Genomic DNA, 21,390 nt, shown 5'->3' on the forward strand with positions numbered 1-21,390 from the left:
CGCTCCGAAAGGCGCGAGGCCCCCGTCCACCGGTGGACGGGGGCCTCGCGTCGTGCGCTCAGCCCCGGCGGCCCTCGGCGGCCGCGGCCTCCACCAGGGCGTCGAACACCGCCTGCTGGGCCGGGTCGGTGGCCGCCGTGTCCTCCGGGTGCCACTGCACGCCGAGGAACCAGCCGGCCGGTTCGACGAGTTCAACCGCCTCCACGGTGCCGTCGGCGGCCCGCGCCGTCACCCGCAGGCCGTGACCGAGCCGGGCCACCCGCTGGTGGTGGTAGCAGGAGACCACCCGGTCCCCCGGCCCGGCCAGCCGCGCCAGCAGGGTCCCGTCGAGCGGCGTCAGCGGGTGCACCACGTGCCGGTGGTCGAGCCCGGGGCCGCCCATGTCCTGCTCCAGGGTGCCGCCGAGCACGGTGTTGACCACCTGCAGGCCCCGGCAGACCGCGAGCGTCGGCAGTCCGGCGACCAGGGCGTACCCGGCGAGCGCGAGGTCGAAGGCGTCCTGACCGGCGTGCAGGTCGTAGACGTCGGGGTGCCGGGAGTCCTCGCCGTAGTGCGCCGGATCGAGGTCCCCGCCGCCGGGCAGCAGCAGTCCGGAGCAGCGCGCGAGCCGTTCGGCGACCTCCTCGGCGCCGGCGGCCCCGGGCGCACCCGGCCCGGCGGGCAGCATCACGAACGGCTCGCCACCGGCCCGGTAGACGGCCTCGGCGAGCGCCTCGGCGGCCACCACGGCGGCGTACCGCAGCGCCGAGACGGAGGCCGAGAAGCGGGCGGGCAGCGCGATCAGCGGCCTCGGCGCGCTCACAGCCGGATCCAGGTGGTCTTGAGGTCGGTGTACTTGTCCAGCGCGTGCGCGGACTTGTCGCGCCCGTGCCCGGACTGCCGGACGCCGCCGAAGGGCACTTCGAGTCCGCCCTCCTCGTAGCAGTTGACCCAGACGGTACCCGCCCGCAGCGCCCGCGACATCCGGTGCGCGGTGGAGAGGTCGGCCGTCCACAGGCCCGCGGCCAGCCCGTAGACGCTGTCGTTGGCGATCCGGACGGCCTCCTCGGGGGTGTCGAAGACCTGGACGGCGAGCACCGGGCCGAACACCTCCTCGCGGGCGAGCCGCATCCCCGGGCCGACCCGGTCGAAGACGGTCGGCCGAAGGTACGAGCCGCCGCTCTCCGGCAGCGCGACCTCGCCGCCGGCCCGCAGCCGGGCGCCGTCCCGGTGGGCGGCCTCGACGTGCCCGAGGACGCGCTCGCGGTGGGCGGCGGTCACCAGCGGGCCCATCTCGGTGGCCGGGTCCAGCGGATCGCCGACCCGCAGGGTGCGGGCGCGCTCGACCACGGCGTCCACCACCCGGTCGGCGACCGCCCGGTGGACCAGCAGCCGGGACGGCGCGGTGCACATCTCCCCCTGGTTGAAGAAGATCCCCCAGGCGGCGGTGGCCGCCGCCCGGTCCAGGTCGGGGGCGTCGGGCAGCACGATGTTCGGGGACTTGCCGCCGAGTTCGAGCCAGACCCGCTTGAGGTTGGAGTCGGCGGCGTAGCGCAGGAAGTGCCGCCCGACCTCGGTGGAGCCGGTGAAGGCGAGCGCGTCGACGTCCGGGTGGCGGCCGAGCGCGCGCCCCGCCTCCGGGCCCTGACCGGCCAGCACGTTGAACACGCCGTCGGGCAGTCCGGCCTCGACGGCCAGCGCGCCCAGGCGCAGCGCGGACAGCGGGGACTGCTCGGCGGGCTTGAGGACGACGGTGCAGCCGGCGGCGAGGGCGGGCGCGGCCTTCCAGGCGGCCATGGTGAGCGGGAAGTTCCAGGGCACCACGGCCGCCACGACGCCGACCGGCTCCCGGGTGACCAGCGCCAGGGCGTCGCCGGGGGTGTGCGGGGCCTCGTCGGTGAGCTTGCCGGCGAGTTCGCCGTACCAGCGGAAGGTGGCGGCGACGGCGCGCAGTTCGATGTCGCGTGCCTCGGTGACCGGCTTGCCCATCTCCAGGCTGATCAGCAGGGCGAGTTCCTCGCGGTGCCGCTCGACCAGGCCGGCGAGCCGTTGGAGCGCGCGGCCGCGTTCGGCGGGGGCGAGCCGGGGCCAGGGGCCGTGGTCGAAGGCCCGGCGGGCGGCGGCGACGGCGGCGTCCGCCTCGGCCCGCCCGCCGGCGGCGACCTCGGCCAGCAGGCGGCCGTCGCGCGGGGAGACCACCGGGAACGTGGCGCCGCCGCCCGGTTCCGGGGCGCCGCCGATGAGGTGGGCGGTCGGGAGGACGAGTGCGCGGGCGCGCCGTCGCCATCCTTCGTGGGTGTCGTCGTCGTGGGGTGCGCCCGTCACGGTGCCTCCGGTCGAACTCGCGGTGGCGCGAAGGCCACCGGAATGTCATTTGGAAGCAAACGATAACCAAGGACCGGGCCGCTTCCAAGGGTTGACCTCCCTGGATCCCGAGCTCTACGTTGTTTGGAGCCAAACGAGAACCAGGAGGGCGCGCATGTCCGTCCACCCTGCGGCCGCCGCCGACGCGCCGCCGCCCCACCTCGCGACGGTGGCCGGGGTCCCCGTGGACACCCGCCACTGGATCGGCGGACGCCGCGTCGCCTCCGCCGACACCTTCGCCGACCACTCCCCGATCGACGGCGCCGAGCTGGCCCGGATCGCCCGGGGCACCGCCGCCGAGGCCGACGCCGCCGTCGCCGCCGCCACCGCCGCCTTCCCCGGCTGGGCCGCCACCGCCCCCGCCGAACGCGCCCGGCTGCTGCACGCGATCGCCGACGGCGTCGAGGCCCGGCTGGAGGACCTGGCCGCCGTCGAGACCGCCGACAACGGCGCCCTGCTCCGCTCCCACCGGCGCGGCGTGATGCCCCGGGTCGCCCACAACTTCCGGTTCTTCGCCGACCGGCTGCTCGCCCTCGGCCACCCCGGGCTGGACACCCGCGGGCACGCCAACCGGGTCAGCTGGGACCCGGCCGGACCGAGCGTCCTGATCACCCCCTGGAACGCCCCGCTGATGCTGGCCACCTGGAAGGTCGCCCCCGCCCTCGCGGCCGGCAACACCGTCGTCCTCAAGCCCGCCGAGTGGTCCCCGCTCACGGCCTCGCTGCTCGCCGACATCGCGGCCTCGGCCGGACTGCCCGACGGCGTCCTCAACGTCGTCCAGGGCCTGGGCGCCGAGGTCGGCGCACCGCTCACCGCCCACCCCGGCGTGCGGCGGATCAGCTTCACCGGCTCCGTCCCCACCGCCCGGCGGATCGCCGAGGCCGCCGGGCGCAACCTCACCCCGGTCAGCCTGGAGCTCGGCGGCAAGTCCCCGCTGCTGGTCTTCGCCGACGCCGACCTCGACCTCGCCGCGGACCTCGCCGTCGAGCAGTTCGACAACGCCGGGCAGGTCTGCCTGGCCGCCACCCGGCTGCTCGTCGAGGCCTCGGTGGCCGAGGAGTTCACCGCCCGGCTCACCGCCCGTGCCGCCGCGCTGCGCCAGGGCGACCCGCGCGCGGAGTCCACCGACCTCGGCCCCAACATCCATCCGCGCCAGCTGGAGCGGATCGACGGCTTCGTACGGCGGGCCCTGGCCGCCGGCGCCCGCGCGGTGTTCGGCGGCGGGCCCAACGAGGAGCTGGGCGGCCTCCACTACCGGCCCACCCTGCTGACCGGCGTCCACCAGGACTCCGAGATCGTCCAGGAGGAGGTGTTCGGCCCGGTGCTCACCCTGCAGACCTTCGACACCGAGGAGGAGGCGGTGGCCCTGGCCAACGGCACCCGCTTCGGCCTCGCCGCCACCCTCGCCACCGGCGACCGGGAGCGCGCCGACCGGGTCGCCGACCGGCTGGTGGCCGGCACCGTCTGGGTGAACTGCTTCTTCGTCCGCGACCTGCGCGCCCCGTTCGGCGGCTCGCGCGAGTCCGGGATCGGCCGCGAGGGCGGCGACTGGAGCTTCGACTTCTACGCCGACCTGCGCAACACCGTCACCGCGCCGAGGGGGTGGGCGAACCATGGGTGAGATCGTCGGCGCCGGGCTGCTCGCCCACGTACCCACCATCGTGCTGCCCGAGGCCACCCGGCGCGAGCTCAACGAGGGCCGGGAGGTCACCCTGGTCACCGGCCTGCGCGAGCTGCGCCGGGACGTGTTCGAGACGCTGGACTACGACACCGTCGTCGTCCTCGACTCGCACTGGGCCACCACCGTCGAGTTCGTGATCGCCGCCCAGCAGCGCCGGGCCGGGCTGTTCACCTCCGAGGAGCTGCCGCGCGGCATGCGGCGGATGCTCTACGACTACCCCGGGGACCAGGAACTCGCCCACGCGGTGGCCCGGTTCGCCGACCGCCACGACACCTGGATCACCCCGATCGACGACCCCTGCCTGCCCGTCCACTACGCCACGATCAACCTCTGGAAGTACCTCGGCGAGGGGCTGGCCGACAAGCGCTGGCTGAGCATCGGGGTCTGCCAGACCGGCGACGCCGAGGACCACCTGCGGCTCGGCCGGGCGCTCGCCGACGGCATCGCGGCCGTCGACCGCAGGGTCCTGGTGATCGCCTCGGGGGCGCTCTCGCACACCTTCTGGCCGCTGCGCCGGCTGCGCGACCACGAGTCCAGCGACCCCGTGCACATCTTCACCCCCGAGGCGCGGGCCGCCGACGAGCAGCGGATCGCCTGGTTCCGCGAGGGCCGGCACGACCGGGTGCTCGACACCATGGACGACTTCCAGCGGTTCAAGCCCGAGGCCCGCTTCGGCCACTACCTGATGCTGGCCGGCGCCCTCGGCGAGCAGCGGTGCACCGCGCCCGCGCGGCAGTACGGGGAGTACGAGAACTCGGTCGGCACCGGGCAGGCGCTGCTCTGGTTCGACCGCCCGGCGGCGGGCTGGGCCGCGCCACCCGCCGGCGCCTCCGCCCACCGGCACGACCCGCACCACCACGTCGACCCCCACCACCACGTCGACCCGCACGAGGCCGACCCGTACGAGGAGACCGCCCATGCCTGAGTACCGCCGGATCCTCCTCGACGGCGCGGCCGTCGAGGTGCGCCGCGAGGGCGAGGAGCTGGTGGCCGGCGACGGCCGCCGCGTCGCCGCCGACACCGCCCGGCACCTGCCGCCGGTCGTCCCGGGCAAGATCGTCGCCGTCCACCTCAACCACCGCAGCCGCGTCGAGGAGTTCGGGATCCGGCTCACCCCGGCCCCGACCTACTTCCACAAGCCGGTCTCCGCCCTCAACGCCCACGGCGGCGCGGTCGTGCGCCCCGAGGGCTGCCACTACCTCAACTACGAGGGCGAGGTGGCGATCGTGATCGGCCGCACCTGCCGCAACATCGCCCCCGCCGAGGCGGGCGCGTACATCGCCGGCTACACCGTCGCCAACGACTTCGGCCTGCACGACTTCCGGGACACCGACGCCGGCTCGATGCTCCGGGTCAAGGGCTCCGACACCCTCGGCCCGCTCGGACCGGGCCTGGTCACCGACTGGGACTTCCGCGGCAAGTACCTGCGCACCTACGTCAACGGCGTGCTCGTCCAGGACGGCTCCACGGACGAGATGGAGTGGGACATGCACTACCTGGTCGCCGACATCGCCCGCACCATCACCCTGTACCCCGGCGACGTCCTGCTCTCCGGCACCCCCGCCAACTCCCGCCCGGTCAAGCCCGGGGACGTCGTCGAGGTCGAGGCCGAGGGCCTCGGCCGCCTGCGCAACCACGTGGTCACCGGTCCCACCGCGATCCGCACCGACGTCGGCGCCCAGGTGACGGCCAGCGAGGAGGTGCTCTCCACCGCCCTCGGCGGCGACTGGGAGTTCCGCGGCATCCGGCCCCCGGTGCGGACCGCCTCCTGAGCACGGACCGGCGCGGGGTGGGCGGCGGCCCGCCCCGCGCCGTACTGGCCGGACCGCCGCCCCGGCCGTCGGTCAGCGACGCATGAGCGCGAAGACGCCCCAGCCGACGTACTCGCGCTCATAACGCACGTACCGGGCCGGAGCCGTGTCGAGCTCCGCACGCAGTCCGGCGGCGAGTTCGTCGTCGGGGTGGGTGTCGAGCCAACGGCGGACGTTCAGCCACTGCGCGGCCCGGTAGCGGTCCCAGCTGTCCTGGTCGGCGAGGACCATCTCCACGACGTCGTAGCCGAGTGCGCCGAACTGCTCGACGAGCCCGGGCAGGAGGAGGAGGTCGTCGACGCTGTCGACCTGGCAGCCGGTCACGGCGTCCTGCTCCGTCGGCCGGCGCCGCCAGAACGGCTCGCCGATGAGCATGATCCCGCCCGGCTTGAGGCTCCGCTGCAGGAGCCGGACCGTGCCGGGGACGCCACCGCCGATCCAGCTGGCGCCGAGGCAGGAGGCGACGTCGACGGGCTCGTCGGCCACATGGCCGCCGGCGTCCCCGTGAACGAAGCCCACCCGGTCGGCGACACCGAGCTCGGTTGCGCGGGCCCGCGCGCGGCCGATGAACGCCGTGCTGATGTCCACTCCGGTGCCGGTGATCCGGTGGTCCCGGGCCCAGGTGCACAACAGCTCCCCCGACCCGCAGGCCAGGTCGAGCACGCGCGCCCCGGGCGGCAGCCGCAGGGCCCGCCCGAGCGTGGCCAACTTCTCGCCGGTGAGCGGGTCGTGGATGCGGTGGCTGCTCTCGCGGATGACGAAACTACGTGGGAGATCCACTTCGGGGTGTCCTTCGGTCGGATGAGGTCATGGCAGCTGTTCGCGGCTTTCACCAGTCGGCCGCGCCGGTCCGAACGCCCATCCCACACACCTCCGTCGTCGTACCCGTTACCGAATGATCGCCAAGGTAGGCCGACCGCCCGCGGCTGTCCACCGATTTTCGGGGACACGCCGCCCCGGCGTCGGCGGGCGGGGGCGGGCGGGCCAGGGGCCGGCGCGGCTTGCATTTAGGGCGCGCATGCAATTATTGTTCCAGCAGAGATTGCGGCTGCAATCACTCGCGGGTTCCGTCTGCGCTCCACCCTCCGTCCTGACCAGGAGAGTCCGACATGAGCACCAGCCTCTTCAGCCCCTTCACCCTGCGGTCGCTCACCATCCCGAACCGGATCTGGATGCCGCCGATGTGCCAGTACAGCGCCGCGCCGGACGGCGAGCTGGCGGGTGTTCCGCACGACTGGCACTTCACCCACCAGGCCGCACGCGCCGCCGGCGGCACCGGGCTGATCATCACCGAGGCCACCGCCGTCAGCCCCGAGGGCCGGATCTCGCCCTACGACCTCGGCCTGTGGAACGACACCCAGACCGAGGCCTTCCGCCGGATCACCGCCTTCCTCAAGGCGCAGGGCACCGTGCCCGCGATCCAGCTCGGCCACGCCGGGCGCAAGGCGTCCACCGAGCGGACCTGGGTCGACCGCGGCCGCGCGATCCACCCGGACGAGGCGCACGGCTGGACGCCGCTCGCCCCCAGCGCCGTCCCGTTCGACGACGCCCGGGTCACGCCGGAGGAGCTGACCGTCGAGCAGATCGGGGAGATCGTCGGCCAGTTCGCCGACGCCGCCCGGCGCGCGCTCGACGCCGGCTTCCAGGTCGTCGAGATCCACGGCGCGCACGGCTACCTCGTCCACGAGTTCCTCTCCCCGTTCAGCAACCGCCGCACCGACGCGTACGGCGGCTCCTTCGAGGGCCGGACCCGCTTCGCCCTGGAGGTCGTGGACGCCGTCCGCGCGGTGTGGCCCGAGGACCTGCCGGTCTTCTTCCGCATCTCCGCGACCGACTGGCTCACCGAGAACCCCGAGGACGGGCGCGAGGGCTGGACCTCGGCGGAGACCGTCCGGCTCGCCAAGGAGCTGCTCGTGCACGGCGTCGACCTGCTCGACGTCTCCACCGGCGGTCTCGTGCCCGACGCCAGGATCGAGGCCGCCCCCGGCTTCCAGGTCCCGTTCGCCGAGGCGGTCCGCCAGGAGACCGACCTGCCGGTGGCGACCGTCGGCCTGATCACCGAGCCGGCCCAGGCCCAGCAGATCCTCACCGACGGCCGCGCCGACGCCGTCCTGATCGGCCGCGAGCTGCTGCGCAACCCGTACTGGGCCCGCCACGCGGCCACCGCCCTCGGCGGCGAGGTCGCCACCCCGTCGCCGTACCACCGGGCGTAGGGGGGAACGGAACGCCCCGGCCACCGCCCCGTTGCAGAGGGGTGGTGGCCGGGGCGTTCCGGCACTCCCGCGCCGTCGGTCGTGTCGGCGGCGGCCGGTACCTTGTGTCCGCCCGTGCGACGCGACATGAAGGAGTGCTCACGATGACGCCCGAGACGGCTCCGGCGACCGACCCCGGTGGGTGGGACGCCGCGCTGGCCAGTGCCTTCGCGATCCTGCTCGACGGCAACCCGGCCATCGATCCGGCCGCCGATCCGACCGTCGGACCCGCCGCCGGGTACGGGGTCTACTACGCCTCGGACTCCCTCGACGAGTTCCTGTTCCCGAGCCCCTGGGCGACTTCTGACGCGCTGTCCGGCCCGGAACCGAGGCAGCTTCCGGATCCGGACGGCGAGTTCCCCTTCTCCCCCTGGACCTGGCGGTTCGACCTCGGCGGATCGCTGTTCCGCTTCGACGCCGACCTCCTGGCGGGAACGGGACCGTGGGGCGAGGACGGACACAAGGGCCCCCGGCCGTTCGGCGACGCCTTCGTCGCCGACCTGCGGATCGTCGCCACCGTCGACGAGTTCGGTGAGGCGCTGGTGCACGGCGCCGACCTGGGCCCGCTCCTGGCCCGCCACGACCTCGATCTGACCGACCGGAACGCCGAGAAGCTGAACACCTGGCTGACCGTGCTGCTGCGCGTCGCCACCGACGGTACGCTCACCGACGCCCTGCGGGCCGCCACGTTCACCGAGCGCGGCCCCGAACACCTGGTGTCGGTCGGCGACATGAGCCGCGCCCGCTCCGCCGCCGAGCCCTGGGAGGAGCGGCTGGGCACGCTCACGCACCCCGCGCTGCGCGACCACCTGCGGATGCTCTGCCTCTCCCAGAACGACGCGCGCAGCGAGGGCGGCTTCTACTCCGGCGCCGGCAACTGGCCGTGGAGCGACATCCTGGAAGCGGTCGGCTGCTCCCTGGTGGCGGGCTGGGGGTTCGGCGAGTCCCAGGCCGGAACCGCCGTCGTACGGCTGCCGGAGCAACCGCCGGCGCGCTGAGCGGGTGGGCGGCCGCGCCGACGACGCGGCCGCCCACCCGGTCAGTTTCCGGCCCCGGTACCGAACAGGTGCAGTTCGTAGGTGTCGCCGCCCCGGTCCTCGCTGTGCCACTTCCGCAGGAAGGCCGCGGTCGCGCCGCGCCGCAGCAGCGGACTGGTGACGGTGAGACCCGGTCCCGTCGCGAAGAGCTCGTCCACGCGGGGCACCATGCCGTCCAGCCAGGCCCGGACCTCCGCCGGGGTCCCAGCCGGACGGTCCGCACCCGCGCATTGCCGCAGGAACGCGATGCGGTCGACCGCCGTGGCCGTCACGGAGCAGGTCACCCTCTCCAACTCGCCGTCGAAGGACCACACGGCGGCGATCCACTCCACCACCCCGCCGTCCGCCTTCTCCCCCGACGCGTGCCAGACGGGCGGCCCCGGGAAGTCGACCTTCTCCCGTTCCTTCAGCGTGATGCCCCGGCCCGCGGCGAGACGCTTCAGGAAGGTCTCGCCGGTGTAGCCGGGCTCGATCACCCGGGCCCTGAGCAGCGGCAGCGCGGACTCCCCGGTCACCGCACGGTCCGGCCAGTCCGCCACCGTTCGGGTGTCCTCGACCACCGGCGGCGAGGGGGCCGGCGGCGGTTCGGCCGGACCCTCGACACCCACGGGGCCGCCCGCCCGCTCCACCCCTTCGCGCTTGAGCAGCGAGCACTCGGAGACGGAGACCAGGAGCGCCAGGGTGGCGAGCACGGTCGCCGTCCGGGTCACGGTGGCGCGGGTGGCGTTCATCGGGTCTTGAACTCCTCGAGGGCCTCGCGGACGGTACGGCCCATGAGTTCGCTGCCGGCGTGACCGGAGTCCTCGATGATGTGCAGGCGGGCTCCCGGCCAGGCCTTGGCCAGCTCCCAGGCGGTCTGCACCGGGCAGCCCATGTCGTGCCGGCCGTGCACCAGCACCGCCGGGATGCCCGCCAGCTTGGCGGCGTCGCGGATGAGCTGTCCCTCCTCCAGCCAGGCGCCGTGGCCGAAGACATGGGCGCAGATCCGCACGAAGGCGATCCGGGCGTCGGTCTCCTGGCGGCTGTACATGCCGGGCACGCCGTTGGGCTCGTGGGAGACGACGGCGTCCTCCCAGGCCAGCCACTGCGCGGCGGCGCGCTCGCGGACGGCCCGGTCCGGATGCTCCATCAGCCGGGCGTAGGCGGCGAGCAGGTCGCCGTCGCGCTCGTCCTCGGGGACGGCGTCGCGGAAGCGGTCCCAGGCCTCCGGGTGGAACTGTCCGGCGCCCCGGTAGAGCCAGTCGATCTCCGAGCGGCGGGCGGTGAACACGGCCGCGATCACCACCTCGGTCACCCGCTCGGGGTGCTGCGACGCGTAGGCGACGGAGAGCGCCGAACCCCAGGAGGCGCCGTTCACCAACCACCGTTCGATGCCCAGGTGTTCGCGAAGCCGCTCGATGTCGTCGATGAGGTGCTGCGTGGTGTTCAGCCGCATGTCCGCCGCCGGGTCGCTGGCGTGCGGGGTGCTGCGGCCGCAGTTGCGCTGGTCGAAGCGGATCACCCGGTAGGCGTCCGGGTCCCACGCCCTCGTCGGACGGTCCGGGGTGCCCGCCCCCGGACCGCCGTGGATGTGCACGGCGGGCTTGCCGTCCGGATTGCCGAGCTGTTCGTAGTAGAGGCGGTTGCCGTCTCCGGTGTCGAGGAACCCGCGGTCGTAGGGGCCGGTCGGAGGATAGAGATCAACCATGGCCTCCGATCGTACGCGGGTTCGTCAACGCACGGCCCGGGAACGGGAGATCTGCGGCGCCTCGGCCACCACCGGTTCCGCCTCCGGATCCCGACGGGGCGCCGGCACCTGCCGCTCACGGGTGGCGACGGTCAGACAGGCCGCGATCAGCACGATGTTCTTCAGGATGTACTGCCCCTCCAGCGTCGGCACCGGGGGGACGCCGTGGGCCCACACGTCGTTCGGCAGCAGGACGAGCGTGGCGAACACCCCGGTCATGTGGACGAAGAACACCGTGAGGGTCAGTCGGCGCAGCAGTCCGGTGACCAGACCGAGCCCGATGGCGACCTCCATCAGCGCCAGCAGGAAGCGCGAGACGCCGGGCGGGACTGCGTCGAAGGTCATCAGGCTCATGCAGCGGGTGGCCAGGTCCTCGGCGGGACTGGTGCCGGGGAAGAACTTCGGCAGCCCGAACCAGAGGTACAGCACCCCGACGCTGACGCGCAGAACGCCGGGGGCCACGCGCCGGTAGGCGTCGGCGAACACTTCGGCGCGACGTCTGGACGAGCGCACCACCCGTGCGGAAAACGACTCCATCCTGCCCCTCCTTCGGATCCGACAGAGTTCCCAGCACCGAACGGGGACGGGACATGTCACGTCCGATGGGATCCGGGTGAGGGGCGGCCCGGGGCACCGGCCGTGGCACGGCCTGTCAGGTACTGGCTCAGAAGGCCGCAGCTTAGCGCCCTGTTGCCGCGCGGCATAGGCTCTGCGGGGTGCTTGACCGCACGGGGAGGGGCACGGAGGCGCCTTCTACCATCTCCGTCATGACTCCACCACCCTCGGCGAGCGCCGAAGTGACGGTCCGTCCATGTTTCGGCCACGCGCCGCCCGCGCCCGGACTGCGGGCGCTCGTCGAACGGTACTGGTGGTCCGAGGGCGAGGCCGGCTCGCTGCCCCGGCTGCTGCCGGGGACCGGGGCCGAGCTGTGGGTGCACTGGGCGGGCGGGGTGGCGCTGCGCGCGCCCGACGCCGCCGGGGCGCCGACGCCGCTGCCGGGCGCGCACCTCGTCTGTCTGCGCCGCACCGCCTGGCGGTTGGACCGGCACGGCGGGGCGGGCGGCTTCATGGCGGTGCGGTTCCGCGCGGGCGCGCTGCGCCACCTGGTGCCGGTCGGCCTCGACGAGCTGGCCGACCGGGTGGTGGATGCCGAGGACCTCTGGGGCGCGACCGGCCGGCGGCTGGTCGACCGGGTCCGGACGGCCACCGGTGCGGCGGAGCGGATCGCGGCCCTGGACCGCTTCCTCACCGGGCTGCTCGCCGAGCACCACCGTCCGGACGCCTGGCTGGACGCCGCCGTCGGGCGTGTCTACCGCCGGCCGGCCGGGCTGCGGATCGACCGGCTCGCCGAGACGGCCGGGGTCGGCGAGCGCCGGCTGCAGCGGGCGTTCCCGGCGGCGGTGGGGGCCGGGCCGAAGGAGTTCCAGCGCCTCGCGCGGTTCCAGCGCCTCGCCCGGCACCTCCTGCGGGAGAACCGACGCGACTACCTGCCCGCGGCGTTGGCGGCCGGCTACTACGACCAGAGCCACTTCGTCCGCGAGTTCCGCCGGCTCACCGGCGAGCGGCCGGGCGACCTGCTCGGACGGGGCCTGTCGCATTTCTACTATCGGCCGCTCCCGGCCGGCGGCCAGGCTGGCCCCCTACCGACGAGGAAGGAACTCCCATGACGATGGTGCTGGCGATCCTGCGGGCGCGACCGGAGCAGGCGGACGCCCTGGACGCGGCCCTGCGCGAGGTCGCCGAGTCGACCCTGCGCGAGCCGGGCGCGCTGGCGTACACGGTCGCCCGCCAGGACGGCGAGCGCTTCCTGGTGGTGGAGCGGTACGCCGACCACGCGGCCCGCGAGGCCCACTTCGCCGCCCCCTACGTGACCGGCCTGCTCGCCCGATTCCCCGAACTGCTGGCCGAGGAACCGCTGGTGGAGTTCGCCGACGTGCTCACCGCCTTCGCGCGCTGACCGCGCCGGACCGCCCCCGCGAGCTGGCCGAAGTACGACCCCCGGGCGCCCCGCCCCCGGGACGGTGCGGGGACGGAGCGCTACATTGGGCGCCTGTGCCGGGCAGGGGGCGGGCACCGGGTTCGTTCCCGTGCCGCGGCCGTTGGGAGGACCCGTGTCTTCGCCCCGTGCAGCGGACCGGCCCCGGGGGCGCCGGGCCGCCCGGTTCGCCGTCGGAACCCTGGTCGCCGCCGCCACCGCCGTCGTCGCCCTGCCCGCCGTCCCGGCCCAGGCCGCCCCGGCGCCGGGCGCCGCGGCCAAGGTCGTCTACCTCACCTTCGACGACGGCCCGAGCCCCCGCTACACCCCGCAGGTGCTCTCGCTGCTGTCCCAGTACGGCGTGCGCGCCACCTTCTTCGAGATCGGCCAGAACGTCGCCGCCAACCCCGAGGTCACCCGGCAGGTCGGCGCGCAGGGGCACAGCGTGCAGAACCACAGCTGGTCCCACCCGGACCTGCGCAAGCTCTCCAAGTCCGCCTTCCAGTACGAGGTGTCGGCCACCGACGCGCGCATCCGGGCGCAGACCGGCACCACCCCGTCGTGCCTGCGCCCGCCCTACGGCGGCGTGAACGGCACCGTCCGCTCGGCCGCCGCGGGCCTGGGCAAGAGCGTCCAGCTGTGGAGCGTCGACCCCCAGGACTGGGCCCGCCCCGGCCGCGCCGCCATCGAGCGCCGCGTCCTCGACGCCGTCAAGCCCGGCTCCGTCGTCCTCCTCCACGACGGCGGCGGCGACCGCGGCCAGACCGTCGCCGCCCTGCCCGCCATCCTGGGCACCCTCAAGTCCCGCGGCTACACCTTCGCCCTCCTCCCCTGCCGCTGAGAACGGCGCCCCCGGCCCCCGGTCGGCGGACCCGGGGGGCCGATCGCTGCCCTAGGCTGCCGTCATGAAGGAACCTCCCGGATTCGGCGCGGCACTTCTCCGGCTGCTGCAGCGCCGCGAACTCGGCCTCCCGGAACTGGCGGATCACGCGGGGCTGACGGTGCCGGCCCTCCGGGCGGTGCTCGCCGGGGCACCCCCGGACGCGGGGCTGCTCCGGCCGCTCGCCGCCGCGTTGCGGCTGCATGCCGTCGACCTGCTGGTCCTCGCCGGGCTTCCGGTACCGGACGGCCTGATGCCGTTGGACCCCGCCGCCGCGCGGTGGGCCCCGGGGATCGTGCAGGACGGAGTGCACCTGTCGGCCCCGGGTCGGCGTGAACTCCTGCGGATCGTCCGTTCATTGCCCCAGGAGGAACGGCCCTCCGGGTCCGAGCCGGCGCAGCCCGGACCCGTCCCGGACGGTCCGGGCGGGAAACTCGTCCGCATGCTCCGCCACCGGAACCTGCGCCCGTCCGGCCTGGCGACGACTCTCGCGGTGGTCACACCGAGCTACCTGTCGGCCGCCGCCTACGGCGTGATCGGCAGCGACCGCCGGGAGCTGACATCCCGCCTGGTCATGGACTTCGCCACCCTGTTGGGGATCGACGCCCGCGACCTGTCGGCGCTGACAGGCGTCGCGCTCCCCGAGTCGCCCCCGCCGCCGGCGCCGGAGGCGGGGGACGCGGCCGCGCTGCTGTGGGAGGCGCGACGCCTGTCGGCCGCTCAGGCACAGTACGTGGCGGAGCTGGCCCGTGCGATGCGGCCGGAGCCGCGCAACCACTACGTCCTCAACCTCCCGGGGGCGTCCGCACGTTCCGACGACCGGCGCCCGGCGGGCCAGGATCGAACCGGTGGCACGACGTAGGACCCTATTGCGTCAGGCCGGTTTGACCTCACGGTGATCTGACGGCCCCGTCAAGCAAGGCCGAACGCCCTCGTCAGTACTCCTCGGCCTCCAGGATGTCGTCCTCGGTGATCTCGTGGGCGGTCATCAGGGCGGCGGCCTCCTCGCCGGCGCCGCGCAGCCGCAGGGCGCGGACCAGGAGCAGCGCCGGGTCCCAGGGGTGGTCCGCGGTGGCGAGGGCGGCGCGGGCGGCCTCCTCGGCGGCGGCCGGGGCGTTGAGGCGCAGGTGCTCCTCGCCCAGGTCGGTCAGGACGGCGCCGAGTTCATCGGTGAGGTCGTCGCTCTCGGCCGGGCCGGTGGCGCGGTGGTGTTCCAGGAGGGTGCGGGCGGTGGCGAGACGGTCGGCGGCCTCACGGTGGCGGCCGACCGCGCGGATCTGGTCGACGTAGCCGCGCAGGACGGCCACGACCTCCCTGGTGGGCACGGCGGCGGGGGTCGGGGGGTCCTCGGTGAGGATCGCGTCGAGGGTGCTGCGGGCCTCCGTCAGAATGTCCCGCAGGGTGCCGGTCTCCGCCTCCGTTTCGCTGTAGGGGTGGCGCCACATCGCCTGGACCAGCGCGCCGAGGCCCTCGGTCCGCCGGCCGGCGGCGGCGAAGCCCCGCGCCGCGGCGAGGTAGCGGGCGGCCGAGTCGGCGCCGTAGTCGAGCAGGTCGCCGAGGTCGGCCTCCAGTTCGGGCCGGGACGGCAGCGAGGCGGGCCGCACGGCGTCGTCCGTGTCGTCCAGGAGCTGGCGCAGCCGCTCGGCGGCGTCTGCGCGGTCGCCGGTCTCCTTGCCGATCCGGGCGAGCAGCCAGCGGCAGGCGGCGGCCTCCTCGGGCGTGGCGTGCCGGTCGAGTTCGCGCAGCGCCTCCTCGGCGGCCTCGGCCGCCTCGGCGAAGCGGTCGGCGCCCAGCAGGGTCTCGGCGAGTTCGACGCGGGTGCGGGCTGCGGCGGCCCGGTCGCCGGCCGCGACCAGGGTCGCGACCCGGTCGGTGAGGCGGTGGACGCGCTCACCGCTGCGCGAGCGCGGGTCCCCACCGGAGCCCACCGGCGGGGCGGGCTCACCGATCGGTCCGGCGGCCATCCACTCGCGTATCCGGGTGCTCTCGACGGTGTTGCCGTTGCGCTCGTCGAACCGGGCCGCCACGCCGAGGGCGCGCTCGCGCAGTTCGGCGGCCAGCACGGCGACCGGGGTGTCCGGGCGGCGGCGGCCGTCGACGGTGGGGAAGCGCAGCAGCAGCTCGCCGTCGCCGCCCGCCTCCACCGCCGACAGCACCGCGACGGCCGCCGCGGCGAAGTCCATCTCGGCCATCGGGGTCCGGGCCCGGTCCAGCCAGGACAGGTGGCGTTCGATCAGGTCGAGCCCACGCCCCGGGTCGCCGCTCCAGACGCAGAACAGCACGTTCGGGGCCAGTGTGTCGAGGTTGTGCGCGCTGTCCCGGATCCGCCGGTACGCGACGCGGTGCGCCTCGGCGGCCTGCTCGGCGCGGCCGGTCCGCAGGTAGGGCAGCAGCAGTTCGGAGTTGATCCACTGCGGCTGCTCGATGCAGCCCGAGCGGCGGGCCGGCTCGCCGATCCGGATCGCCTCCTCGTCCCGGCCGAGCGCCACCAGCGTGCGCACCTGGCTGCTCGGAACGCAGCCGGAGCAGTCCGAGAGGCCGTCGCGCCGGGTGAGCGCCATCCGCTCGTAGTGCTCCTGGGCGCCGGCGAGGTCGCCGACGGCCTCGGCCAGCAGTCCGCGGTGCTGATGGACGGCGTGCATGCTGTGGCCGCCGCGCCGGTAGCGCCGTTCCATGTCGTCGAGCAGGTCGGCCGTCCGCCGCAGCGGGATCTCGGGGAACTCCTGGACGGTGGAGACCATCCACTTGAACTGCCAGAGCAGGTCGTGTTCGTAACCGCTCTGGAAGCGCTCCGGCTCGCGGTCGTAGGCCGCCAGGCACCAGGAGAAGGTGAGGAGGGCCTTGGCGGGCGCCCAGCTGTGCTGGAACACGTTGGTGGCCTGCATCCGCACCTCGAAGGCGAACTCGGTGAGCCCGAGGGCGTCGGCGTGGCGGATCACCTCCTCCAGGGCGGCGAACTTCGGCGTCCCGTCGGGCATGCCGTGGGTGCTGCGGAGGAGTTCGCGCAGTTCCTGCTCGGTCCGGCTCACGCTGCGCCTCCGGCGACGGCCCGGCCGATCAGGCCGAGGAAGGACTGGTTGAGGGCCGCGGTGTCGGCCGGCCGCAGCGGATGGTGGCCGAGCAGCAGCGCCTGGACGTAGAGGCCCTCCAGGCACATCGCGCGCAGTTCCGGCTCGGTGAGCGCGAGGACCTGCCGGGCCAGCGGGTTGCGGTGGTTGAGGACCAGCCGGGGCCGGGGTTCGCTCCGGCTCTGGAAGCTGCCGAGGATCGCCGCCCAGGTCTCGTCCACCTGCTCGCGGGCGCCGCGCACGTCCAGCTGGAAGGCGGTGTCGTCGTCGAGCAGGTAGAGGGCGGGCAGGCCGGAGGGTTCGAAGGAGCGGACCAGCAGGTCGCAGCCGAGCCGTGAGAGGACCGGGTCGGCGGCGGCGAGGAAGGGCGCGAGGGCCCGCTCGTCGGCCGCTTCCAGCCGCGCCAGGTGGGTGGCGAGGTCGGCGGCGCGCAGCTGCTCGGTCTCCAGCGAGCGGTCCACGGTGGCGAACCGGTCGATCAGTTCGGCGTCGTAGACGTAACCGGCGTTGACGACGGCGAGTCCCTGGGCGGCGGCGACCGGCGCCAGCTGGCGGAACTCGTCCAGCAGCGGGGTGTAGCGCAGCAGTCCGTAGCGGGCGGTGAACTCGGCCAGGGTCAGCGGGCCGACGTTGGTCTCCATCGGCCAGAACTCGGTGACCAGTCCGAGCATCTCGTCGTCGTGCAGGGCGAGCGCCTTGACGCCCAGGTGGTGCACCCGCAGGAAGGAGCGCAGCCGGGCCGGCTCCTGGACGCTGAGGCGCACCAGCCAGCCGCGCAGCCGGTCGCCCAGGGCCTCCCGGGTCGCCTCCAGCAGCGAGTCCTCGTAGAGCGCCTCGCGGCTGGCGGTGGGCCGCAGTTCGGTGGTGTCCACGACGCAGCGCACGAAGAACGCCCATTCGGGCAGCAGCCGTTCGGCGCCCTCGGACAGCAGCATCTGCTTGAGGTAGACGCGGTGCGCCGCCGGGACGGCCGGGTTGGCCGGCATCGGCAGGACGAACGCGACGCCGCGCAGGCCGGCCTCGGCCGCGGCGATGTCGATGACGTCGAAGGGCGCGAAGCCGAACACCTCCTCGCAGTACGCCTCCAGGCGGGCGCGGCGCTCGGCGGCGTTCTCGTTCCCGGGGCGGTCCCAGGGGGCCGGTCCGCCGGTGACCGGCTCGCCGTCGACGGTGACCGGGTACGGGAGCCGGGCGCCGAAGTGGGCGACCAGTTCGGTGACGGCGCGGCGGGTCAGCAGGTGCTCGCTGCCGGGGCGCGGGCGCAGGGTGACGGTGGTGCCGGGCTCGGGGCGCTGCTGGTCGGCGGGGGCCGGGGCCAGCGTGTAGCCGCCGTCGGAGCGGCCGTGCCACCGGACGGTGGGGCCGTCCCCGCGGCGGGTGTCCACCTCGATGGCGTCGGAGACCATGAAGCAGGAGAGCAGTCCGATGCCGAACTGGCCCATGAACTCGTGCCGGGCGAAGCCGAGCTCGTCGCGCTTGGAGCTGCGGCCGATGGTCGCGAGCAGTTCGTGCACCTGGGCCTCGCTCAGCCCGATGCCGTTGTCGCTGATCGTCAGCGAACCGTCGCCGGTCGCCTCGCCGGAGGAGATGGCGATCCGGGCGGTGTGCGGGGCGGCGGCCGCGTCGTGCCCTCGCGCGGCGGTGACGGCGTCGACGGCGTTCTGCAGCAGTTCGCGGACGTACACCTGCGGGCTGGTGTAGAGGTGATGGCTCAGCAGATCGACTATTCCGCGCAGGTCGACGCGAAACGTTTGGCTCACGGATTCATCTCCCGGGTCGTGTTGGGAGCACCTTAGGGCCGGGCGCCGACACACGGGAGCGATTTTCGCGCGGGGGTTCGACCGGCGGAGTCGCGGTGCCGCGGCTCACGGCCCGGGTCCTGGCGCGCGGACGCCCCGGACCGCCGCACGGGCGGGCCGGGGCGTCACCCGGACCCAGGGGTCAGGGGCGGGCGGTGACGAGGGCCTCGATGTCGGGGACGACGGCCGCCGGGCTCGGCAGGGCGTCGTTCTCGGCGCGCAGCCGCTCGGCCCCCTCACGCAGGACCGGGTCGGCGACGAGGCGGGTGAGCAGCGCGGTGTCGACGTCCGCGGAGGAGGAGCTCAGCGCGGCCCCACTGGCGACCAGGATCTCGGCCACCGTGAAGTTGTCCGCGCCCTGGGGCAGCAGGAGTTGGGGCAGACCGGCCTGCATCCCGGTGAGGGTGCTGCCGGATCCGCCGTGGTGGACGACCGCGTCGCACACCCGCAGCAGTTCGGCGAGCGGCACCCACGGCAGCGGGTGGACGTTGGCCGGCAGGCCGCCCAGGTCGGCGAGGTCGGCGTCGCCGACGGCGAGCAGGAACTCGGCGTCGGCCCCGGCGGCGGCCTCGACCAGCGGCGCGATGGCGTCCAGTCCGTCTATCCCGGCGATCACCGTGCCGAGGGTGACGGCGACCCGCGGCCGCACGCCGCGGTGCAGCAGCGCGGCGGGGACGACACCACCGCCGTTGTACGGGACGTAGCGCATCCGCAGGCCGCCCGGGTCGCCGCCGAGCGAGGCCGGCACGATGTTCAGCGGGGTGGAGGCGGCGGGCCCGGCCACGCCGTGCTTGTCGTAGACGTCGGTGAAGCGGGCGGCCAGCCGGGAGGCCATGTCGAGGCCGGAGCTGAGGCCGAAGTTCTGCAGCGCCGCCGGGATGCCGAGCTTGGCCGCGACCAGCTGGGCGGAGGCCAGACACGAGTCGTGGACGATCAGCTGGGCGTCCCAGCCGGCGGCCACCGCCAGCAGGTCGTCCACGGTGGAGCGCGACGCGAGCGCGAAGGCGGCGGCGCCGACCTCCATGATCTCCTCCTGGGTGAGGTCCGGCTGGGCGTAGTGCGCCTGGCTGCCGGCGACCTCCTCGAAGGCCTCCCGTACGGTCCGCCCGTCGCCGATCTCGACGATCGGGAACCCGGCCTGCCGGAGTTCCTCCATCGGCCGCGGACTGGCGAACAGCACCTCGTGCCCGGCGGCCCGGACGGCCTGGGCGGTCGGCACCATCGGGAAGAGGTGGCTGGGTGCGGCCGGGCCGGTGAAGAGAATGCGCACAACGGTCTCCTGGTGGTTCTCGGGTCGGTCGTCCTCGGATCGCGCGGGGAGCGATCCGCTCGCCCCCTCAACTGACGCACGATCAGTTGCTCTTCCCGGTGGGATCGATAATCGGACGTTCCGGTGCGCGACTGTGGGAGGCCTGAGGGCTTGTGTTTCCCCGTGGCGGCGCGTGGCGCGCGGAACGCGCCGGGGACCCGCCCGTTCCGGCGGAGCACCGGAACGGGCGGGTGGGAGCGGCAGCGCGGGCTACCGGCCGCGGTGCCGGGCGCGGGCGCGCGACCTGGCCTGTTCCCGCCGTTCACGGGCCGCCTCGGCGGCGCGGCGCTTGGCGGCGGCGCGATTGAGGTATCCGGACTGCTCGTGGGCGCGGGCCAGCGCCTCCTCGGCGGCGCTGCTCAGCGGCCGGGCCGCAAGGTCCCGGGCCGCCCGCCGGGCGAGCCGCTTCGGGCTCACCGAACGGGCGGCCGGGCGGCGGTCGGCGGCCACCGCGGGGGCGGCGAGCGCGCTGTCCAGCAGCCGGCCGAAGCCGCGGCGGACGAACTCCAGCAGCTCCGCGTTGCCGGGTTCGGCCCCGAAGACATGGCGGGCCGCCCGGACCCCGTCGGGGCCCGAGACCTCCAGTACACCGACCCAGAACGGGTCGTCGAAGAACACGCTGAACGTGCTCGGCATGGTGCGTCCTCCCATGGTGGTGCCACGTTCCCGCGCGCGGCCGCGCGTCGGGAGGAACGCGCCGGACACCCTGGGAGGGAGGTTACTAACCGCCGGCCGGGGCCGGCGGCGCCCGGACTACCGACCGGGCCGTGTTTTCGCGCACTCCGGCACCGATGGTACGGGGCCGGAGCGGCCGGGCTCCGGGGTTTTCCGGGAGCCCGGCCGGCGCCGTCCCAGCGCCGGTCGACGGCGTGCGCCCGGCGTCCCGTCCTCTATCCTCTACGTCAGGTGTCGGGCAGGGGGCCCGGGTTGTTGTCCTTGGGGGTGTGTGTGGTCACCGGTCGAGTGGTGCGGTACGACAGTGTGCGCGGGTACGGGTTCATCGCTCCGGACCACGGCGGGGAGGACGTCTTCCTGCACGTCAACGACATGCTGATGCCCGAGTCCCTGGTGCACTCGGGCCTGGTGGTGGAGTTCGAGATGGAGGAGGGCGACCGGGGGCTGAAGGCCTCCTCGGTGCGCCTGCCCAAGGGGGCGCCGGCCCGTCCGGCCGGTCCGGCGGTGCCCGCGGCCCGGGTGGCGGCGGCCGAGGGCGACGACGCGGAGTGCGACGTCCTGACCTCGGCGGAGCTCCTGCTGGAGGTGACGGAGCTGCTGCTGGAGCACGTGCCGTCGCTCACCGGCGAGCAGGTCCTGAAGGTGCGCAACGCCGTGCTGCAGTGCGCGAAGGGCCACGGTTGGGCCGAGGGCTGAGCCCGGGCGTCCCCGCCAGTGCCGTGGGGGGGGCCCCCCCCCCCCGGGGGGGCCCCCCCCCCGGCGGGGGGGCCGGGGGGGCCGGTCGAACGGGGGGGCGCCCCGACCAAAAAGACAGCGGGGGGGGGGGGGTAAACC

At 74.6% G+C, this 21,390-nt stretch carries 20 protein-coding genes; 10 read left to right on the forward strand and 10 right to left on the reverse strand.

The window, feature by feature from the left end; translation table 11 throughout:
* Positions 1–58 precede the first annotated feature (58 nt).
* Both ACFVUH_RS17330 and ACFVUH_RS17335 read right to left on the reverse strand, forming a co-directional pair.
* Complete coding sequence (locus ACFVUH_RS17330; protein ID WP_355359887.1) at positions 59–802, reverse strand: gamma-glutamyl-gamma-aminobutyrate hydrolase family protein; 744 nt, start codon at positions 800–802, stop codon at positions 59–61.
* Entirely contained in the window at positions 799–2,304 is a 1,506-nt protein-coding gene (locus ACFVUH_RS17335; RefSeq protein ID WP_387914066.1) for an aldehyde dehydrogenase family protein, read from the reverse strand. The genes ACFVUH_RS17330 and ACFVUH_RS17335 overlap by 4 nt, the downstream gene beginning before the upstream one ends.
* A gap of 154 nt (positions 2,305–2,458) precedes the next feature.
* On the opposite strand from ACFVUH_RS17335, the gene ACFVUH_RS17340 reads away from it, so the two are divergent.
* The 3 genes from ACFVUH_RS17340 to ACFVUH_RS17350 are packed head-to-tail and all read left to right on the forward strand — an operon-like array spanning position 2,459 to position 5,796.
* A complete protein-coding gene (locus ACFVUH_RS17340) occupies positions 2,459–3,964 on the forward strand; it encodes an aldehyde dehydrogenase family protein (RefSeq protein WP_387914067.1) in 1,506 nt (501 codons plus the stop codon).
* Complete coding sequence (locus tag ACFVUH_RS17345; protein WP_387914069.1) at positions 3,957–4,949, forward strand: 3,4-dihydroxyphenylacetate 2,3-dioxygenase; 993 nt, start codon at positions 3,957–3,959, stop codon at positions 4,947–4,949. Before ACFVUH_RS17340 ends, ACFVUH_RS17345 begins: the two co-directional genes overlap by 8 nt.
* Positions 4,942–5,796 carry a fumarylacetoacetate hydrolase family protein gene (locus ACFVUH_RS17350; RefSeq protein ID WP_387914070.1) on the forward strand — a complete coding sequence of 285 codons (855 nt, stop codon included), beginning with the start codon at positions 4,942–4,944 and terminating at the stop codon, positions 5,794–5,796. Before ACFVUH_RS17345 ends, ACFVUH_RS17350 begins: the two co-directional genes overlap by 8 nt.
* A gap of 72 nt (positions 5,797–5,868) precedes the next feature.
* On the opposite strand, the gene ACFVUH_RS17355 is transcribed toward ACFVUH_RS17350, so the two are convergent.
* Positions 5,869–6,615 carry an SAM-dependent methyltransferase gene (locus tag ACFVUH_RS17355; RefSeq protein ID WP_387914072.1) on the reverse strand — a complete coding sequence of 249 codons (747 nt, stop codon included), beginning with the start codon at positions 6,613–6,615 and terminating at the stop codon, positions 5,869–5,871.
* A gap of 329 nt (positions 6,616–6,944) precedes the next feature.
* Here ACFVUH_RS17355 and ACFVUH_RS17360 point away from each other — a divergent pair, with 329 nt between their 5' ends.
* Both ACFVUH_RS17360 and ACFVUH_RS17365 read left to right on the forward strand, forming a co-directional pair.
* Positions 6,945–8,048, forward strand: coding sequence for an NADH:flavin oxidoreductase/NADH oxidase (locus ACFVUH_RS17360; RefSeq protein ID WP_387914074.1), 1,104 nt, complete (start codon positions 6,945–6,947; stop codon positions 8,046–8,048).
* Positions 8,049–8,191: 143 nt separating this feature from the next.
* The gene (locus ACFVUH_RS17365) at positions 8,192–9,085 is read left to right on the forward strand and encodes a hypothetical protein (protein ID WP_387914075.1); all 894 of its coding nucleotides are present in this window, start codon (positions 8,192–8,194) and stop codon (positions 9,083–9,085) included.
* A gap of 41 nt (positions 9,086–9,126) precedes the next feature.
* Here the strand turns inward: ACFVUH_RS17365 and ACFVUH_RS17370 are convergent, their stop codons facing one another.
* Genes ACFVUH_RS17370 through ACFVUH_RS17380 form a run of 3 tightly spaced genes read right to left on the reverse strand, consistent with a single transcriptional unit; the run spans position 9,127 to position 11,387 of the window.
* On the reverse strand, positions 9,127–9,855 hold the full coding sequence (locus ACFVUH_RS17370) for a hypothetical protein (protein WP_387914077.1): 729 nt from the start codon (positions 9,853–9,855) through the stop codon (positions 9,127–9,129).
* Positions 9,852–10,811 (reverse strand): prolyl aminopeptidase, encoded by a 960-nt coding sequence (pip, locus tag ACFVUH_RS17375; RefSeq protein WP_387914078.1) that lies wholly within the window; start codon positions 10,809–10,811, stop codon positions 9,852–9,854. The genes ACFVUH_RS17370 and pip overlap by 4 nt, the downstream gene beginning before the upstream one ends.
* A gap of 24 nt (positions 10,812–10,835) precedes the next feature.
* The gene (locus ACFVUH_RS17380; protein ID WP_387914080.1) at positions 10,836–11,387 is read right to left on the reverse strand and encodes a DoxX family protein; all 552 of its coding nucleotides are present in this window, start codon (positions 11,385–11,387) and stop codon (positions 10,836–10,838) included.
* A gap of 230 nt (positions 11,388–11,617) precedes the next feature.
* On the opposite strand from ACFVUH_RS17380, the gene ACFVUH_RS17385 reads away from it, so the two are divergent.
* The 4 genes from ACFVUH_RS17385 to ACFVUH_RS17400 all read left to right on the forward strand — a co-directional run bounded on the left by ACFVUH_RS17385 (position 11,618) and on the right by ACFVUH_RS17400 (position 14,567).
* Entirely contained in the window at positions 11,618–12,517 is a 900-nt protein-coding gene (locus ACFVUH_RS17385) for a helix-turn-helix domain-containing protein (RefSeq protein WP_387914082.1), read from the forward strand.
* The gene (locus ACFVUH_RS17390) at positions 12,514–12,807 is read left to right on the forward strand and encodes a putative quinol monooxygenase (RefSeq protein ID WP_387914084.1); all 294 of its coding nucleotides are present in this window, start codon (positions 12,514–12,516) and stop codon (positions 12,805–12,807) included. Before ACFVUH_RS17385 ends, ACFVUH_RS17390 begins: the two co-directional genes overlap by 4 nt.
* Positions 12,808–12,961: 154 nt before the next feature.
* Entirely contained in the window at positions 12,962–13,666 is a 705-nt protein-coding gene (locus ACFVUH_RS17395; RefSeq protein WP_387914086.1) for a polysaccharide deacetylase family protein, read from the forward strand.
* A gap of 64 nt (positions 13,667–13,730) precedes the next feature.
* Complete coding sequence (locus ACFVUH_RS17400; RefSeq protein WP_387914087.1) at positions 13,731–14,567, forward strand: hypothetical protein; 837 nt, start codon at positions 13,731–13,733, stop codon at positions 14,565–14,567.
* Between the two features lie 73 nt (positions 14,568–14,640).
* Here the strand turns inward: ACFVUH_RS17400 and ACFVUH_RS17405 are convergent, their stop codons facing one another.
* The 4 genes from ACFVUH_RS17405 to ACFVUH_RS17420 form a co-directional block, all read right to left on the reverse strand.
* The gene (locus tag ACFVUH_RS17405; RefSeq protein ID WP_387914089.1) at positions 14,641–16,734 is read right to left on the reverse strand and encodes a hypothetical protein; all 2,094 of its coding nucleotides are present in this window, start codon (positions 16,732–16,734) and stop codon (positions 14,641–14,643) included.
* Positions 16,731–18,533 carry an HSP90 family protein gene (locus ACFVUH_RS17410; RefSeq protein WP_387914090.1) on the reverse strand — a complete coding sequence of 601 codons (1,803 nt, stop codon included), beginning with the start codon at positions 18,531–18,533 and terminating at the stop codon, positions 16,731–16,733. The genes ACFVUH_RS17405 and ACFVUH_RS17410 overlap by 4 nt, the downstream gene beginning before the upstream one ends.
* 181 nt (positions 18,534–18,714) lie before the next feature.
* Positions 18,715–19,842 (reverse strand): nucleotide disphospho-sugar-binding domain-containing protein, encoded by a 1,128-nt coding sequence (locus ACFVUH_RS17415; RefSeq protein ID WP_387914092.1) that lies wholly within the window; start codon positions 19,840–19,842, stop codon positions 18,715–18,717.
* A gap of 249 nt (positions 19,843–20,091) precedes the next feature.
* Positions 20,092–20,517, reverse strand: a complete 426-nt coding sequence (locus tag ACFVUH_RS17420) for a YjdF family protein (protein WP_387914093.1) — start codon at positions 20,515–20,517, stop codon at positions 20,092–20,094.
* 312 nt (positions 20,518–20,829) lie between these two features.
* Here ACFVUH_RS17420 and ACFVUH_RS17425 point away from each other — a divergent pair, with 312 nt between their 5' ends.
* On the forward strand, positions 20,830–21,252 hold the full coding sequence (locus ACFVUH_RS17425; protein ID WP_387914095.1) for a cold-shock protein: 423 nt from the start codon (positions 20,830–20,832) through the stop codon (positions 21,250–21,252).
* Positions 21,253–21,390: the final 138 nt, after the last annotated feature.

The organism is Kitasatospora sp. NPDC058032, from assembly GCF_042885845.1.
Lineage (GTDB): Bacteria > Actinomycetota > Actinomycetes > Streptomycetales > Streptomycetaceae > Kitasatospora.

Excerpts from the sequence above, each read along its gene's own strand:
- ACFVUH_RS17340 (WP_387914067.1), top strand. The coding sequence starts at position 2,459 with ATGTCCGTCCACCCTGCGGCCGCCGCCGACGCGCCGCCGCCCCACCTC.
- ACFVUH_RS17400 (WP_387914087.1), top strand. The coding sequence starts at position 13,731 with ATGAAGGAACCTCCCGGATTCGGCGCGGCACTTCTCCGGCTGCTGCAG.
- ACFVUH_RS17420 (WP_387914093.1), bottom strand. The coding sequence starts at position 20,517 with ATGCCGAGCACGTTCAGCGTGTTCTTCGACGACCCGTTCTGGGTCGGT.
- pip (WP_387914078.1), bottom strand. The coding sequence starts at position 10,811 with ATGGTTGATCTCTATCCTCCGACCGGCCCCTACGACCGCGGGTTCCTC.
- ACFVUH_RS17370 (WP_387914077.1), bottom strand. The coding sequence starts at position 9,855 with ATGAACGCCACCCGCGCCACCGTGACCCGGACGGCGACCGTGCTCGCC.
- ACFVUH_RS17390 (WP_387914084.1), top strand. The coding sequence starts at position 12,514 with ATGACGATGGTGCTGGCGATCCTGCGGGCGCGACCGGAGCAGGCGGAC.
- ACFVUH_RS17380 (WP_387914080.1), bottom strand. The coding sequence starts at position 11,387 with ATGGAGTCGTTTTCCGCACGGGTGGTGCGCTCGTCCAGACGTCGCGCC.
- ACFVUH_RS17345 (WP_387914069.1), top strand. The coding sequence starts at position 3,957 with ATGGGTGAGATCGTCGGCGCCGGGCTGCTCGCCCACGTACCCACCATC.
- ACFVUH_RS17365 (WP_387914075.1), top strand. The coding sequence starts at position 8,192 with ATGACGCCCGAGACGGCTCCGGCGACCGACCCCGGTGGGTGGGACGCC.
- ACFVUH_RS17360 (WP_387914074.1), top strand. The coding sequence starts at position 6,945 with ATGAGCACCAGCCTCTTCAGCCCCTTCACCCTGCGGTCGCTCACCATC.
- ACFVUH_RS17385 (WP_387914082.1), top strand. The coding sequence starts at position 11,618 with ATGACTCCACCACCCTCGGCGAGCGCCGAAGTGACGGTCCGTCCATGT.
- ACFVUH_RS17350 (WP_387914070.1), top strand. The coding sequence starts at position 4,942 with ATGCCTGAGTACCGCCGGATCCTCCTCGACGGCGCGGCCGTCGAGGTG.